Raw genomic sequence first — 2,399 nt, forward strand, 5'->3', positions numbered from 1 at the left:
GCAATGGGCTGGCATTGGCCGGCACGGCATTGGCGGTCTTGGCCGTGGCGGCCTGGGTCAGGTTGGCCAGGCGGTTGGCGAAATCGTCGACGCGCGTATCGCTGCCAGCGCTCTTGGTGTCCTTCAGGCCATCTTCGAGCAAGCCAGCAAAGGCCTTGTCGCCAGGCTCGCCGGTTTCACCTTCGGCATTCTCGACCAGATTCGCCAAGGTATTGACGGCCATCTGCCCCTCCTCGCCCTGGGCCTGTGAAGGGTCCAGGGCATGCGCCGAGGTCGCCCCTTTGGCCTGGGCGCTTTGTTCCAGTGCCAGGCGCAAGGTCGGCAGGTTGGCCAAAGGGTCGGCGTCAGGGTCGAAGGCTTCCTCGGCTGACTCCCCGGGCAGCGCGGCGGTGACCTGGGCCTGCGCCGTGGCGGCTTGCAACACAGGCGCCACCGCCTCGGCCTGGGCCTGAATCAGTTGTGCGCCAGGCTGGGCGTCGGTTACCTGGCCGGCCACAAGGCTGGCATCGCGCACGCCAGAGTCCGCCTGAGCCTGGTCGTCGGCTGGCAATTGTTTGCCGTCATCGGCAACAGCGGTTTTTTCGGCAGCGTCTGTCTTGCCGCCTTGTGCCGCCTCGGATTTGTCCTTGGGCTTGGCCTGGTCGGCCTTGTCGTCCTGCGCGGCGGCCTTGTCGCGGCTCCGCCTGGCCATCACCTGGCCAAAGCTGTCACCCTTGTCGCCCGGCGCCTGCAGAGGTTTTTCAGCCTGTGTGGTGGCCGAACGCGAGGGGGTGGCAATGGCAGTGCCTTGCAACAATGGGTTGGGTGCGACAGGCATCGAGCAGTCTCCGCGCCAGAAACAAAAAAATCATCCAGCCAGAGACAGGCAAGAGTCGCGCCAACTTGCGCATCAACCTGCGGAAATACGTTGTTGCTCGCCCCGGTAGAAATTCTGCACCTCGACGAATTCCTGATCGATGCGGTTTATCAGGTCTTCGATGCCATACAGCGGGGGCCGGCGTGCGCGTTCTTCCAGCTGCTGGCACAGGTTGGCCAGGGCCACGGCGCCCATGTTGCTGCTGCTGCCCTTGAAACTGTGGGCCGCGGAGCCCAGCTCTTCGGCACTTTTGGCCTCGTGAAGCTGGTCCAGGCGCTGCTGGGAGTCGTCGAGAAAGGTTTGCACCAACTGCAGGTAGCCATCTTCCATGACCTCACGCAGGTCACTGAGTACCTTGTAGTCAATATGCATGTCAGTCACTTGTTCACTCCTTGATCAAGCCAGATTATGCCCGAGCCAACCCGTGGCTCACCAGACGAACTCCACATGCGCGCAGCGCCCGCCGTCACTCCAGTGCGCGCTGCTGGCCAACCGCCGCACCAGGTTCAGGCCACGCCCGCTCAGCTCCTGCTCCAGCGAAGGCCGTGCCAACACGCGCTGCACGTCGAACCCGGCACCGCTGTCACGGACCTCGATCATCAGACGCCCGCCATCGGCCTGCGGTTCAACCTGGAAATCGATGCGTACGTAACCGTCGGTCAGAACCCCAAGGCGCCGAGCGCGTTCCTGATAGTAGTCGGCAAAGCCCTGTACATCGCGCTTGAGCTGCGAGTCCAGGCCCAGCACGCCATGCTCCAGGGCGTTGGAATACAGCTCGCTGAGCACACTGTGCAGGTTGCCGGTACGTGCGCGCAGGCCATGAATCTCCTGCAACAACTGCACCAGGTAAGGTACCGGGTTGAAGCGCTTCAGGCTCTGGCCACGCACCTCGAACCCCAGCGACCAGTCCAGCGGGCTGGAGCGGCCGCTATCAGAGTAGATCATAGGCGCCGGCACCCGCTCCTCGGCGCTGAACATGCGAATGTCGCACAAGCTGATGTCATCGCGCGGGCGCCCGCCAAAGCGCTCCAGGGCCTGCATCACTTCGTCGAACAGCCGCACCGGGTCACGGTTGTCGGCCAGCACCCTGCGCAGGCGCTGCACGCCGAACAGGCGTTCCTGGTCGTCGGCAGTATCCAGCACGCCGTCCGACAGCAGCAGCAGGCGCTCGCCCGGTGCCAACGGCAACACTTCGGTACTGTCATCGAAACGCTCGGCATCCAGGATGCCCAGTGGCAGGTGTCGCGAACTCAGCACTGACAGCACCTGGCCATCCACCGCCAGGCGATAGCCATCGGGCATGCCACCGTTCCACACTTCCACCGAACCGCGCTGCATGCTGAGGTTGAGCAACAGCGCACAACAGAACATGTCCACCGGCAGGATGCGTTTGAGCTTGGCATTCATCTCGCGCAGGACCTGCGCCATGCCGTAGCCCTTGGCGGTCATGCCGTAGAACACTTCTGCCAGCGGCATGGCCCCTACCGCCGCCGGCAGGCCGTGGCCGGTGAAATCGCCAAGCAGCACGCGCATGTCGCCGGAC

General features: G+C 64.1%; 2 protein-coding genes and 1 pseudogene. All 3 read right to left on the reverse strand.

The features are described 5' to 3' along the window. Positions 1-817, reverse strand: a pseudogene (locus JV551A3_RS22715) (flagellar hook-length control protein FliK); the annotation flags it as partial. A gap of 72 nt (positions 818-889) precedes the next feature. Then, positions 890-1,237: an Hpt domain-containing protein gene (locus tag JV551A3_RS22720; protein WP_133979139.1), complete on the reverse strand. Its 348-nt coding sequence runs from the start codon at positions 1,235-1,237 to the stop codon at positions 890-892. A gap of 48 nt (positions 1,238-1,285) precedes the next feature. Then, positions 1,286-2,399 (reverse strand): ATP-binding SpoIIE family protein phosphatase (locus JV551A3_RS22725; protein WP_133979141.1); only part of this gene is annotated, 1,114 nt, incomplete at its 5' end.

This window comes from Pseudomonas inefficax, assembly GCF_900277125.1.
Taxonomy (GTDB): domain Bacteria; phylum Pseudomonadota; class Gammaproteobacteria; order Pseudomonadales; family Pseudomonadaceae; genus Aquipseudomonas; species Aquipseudomonas inefficax.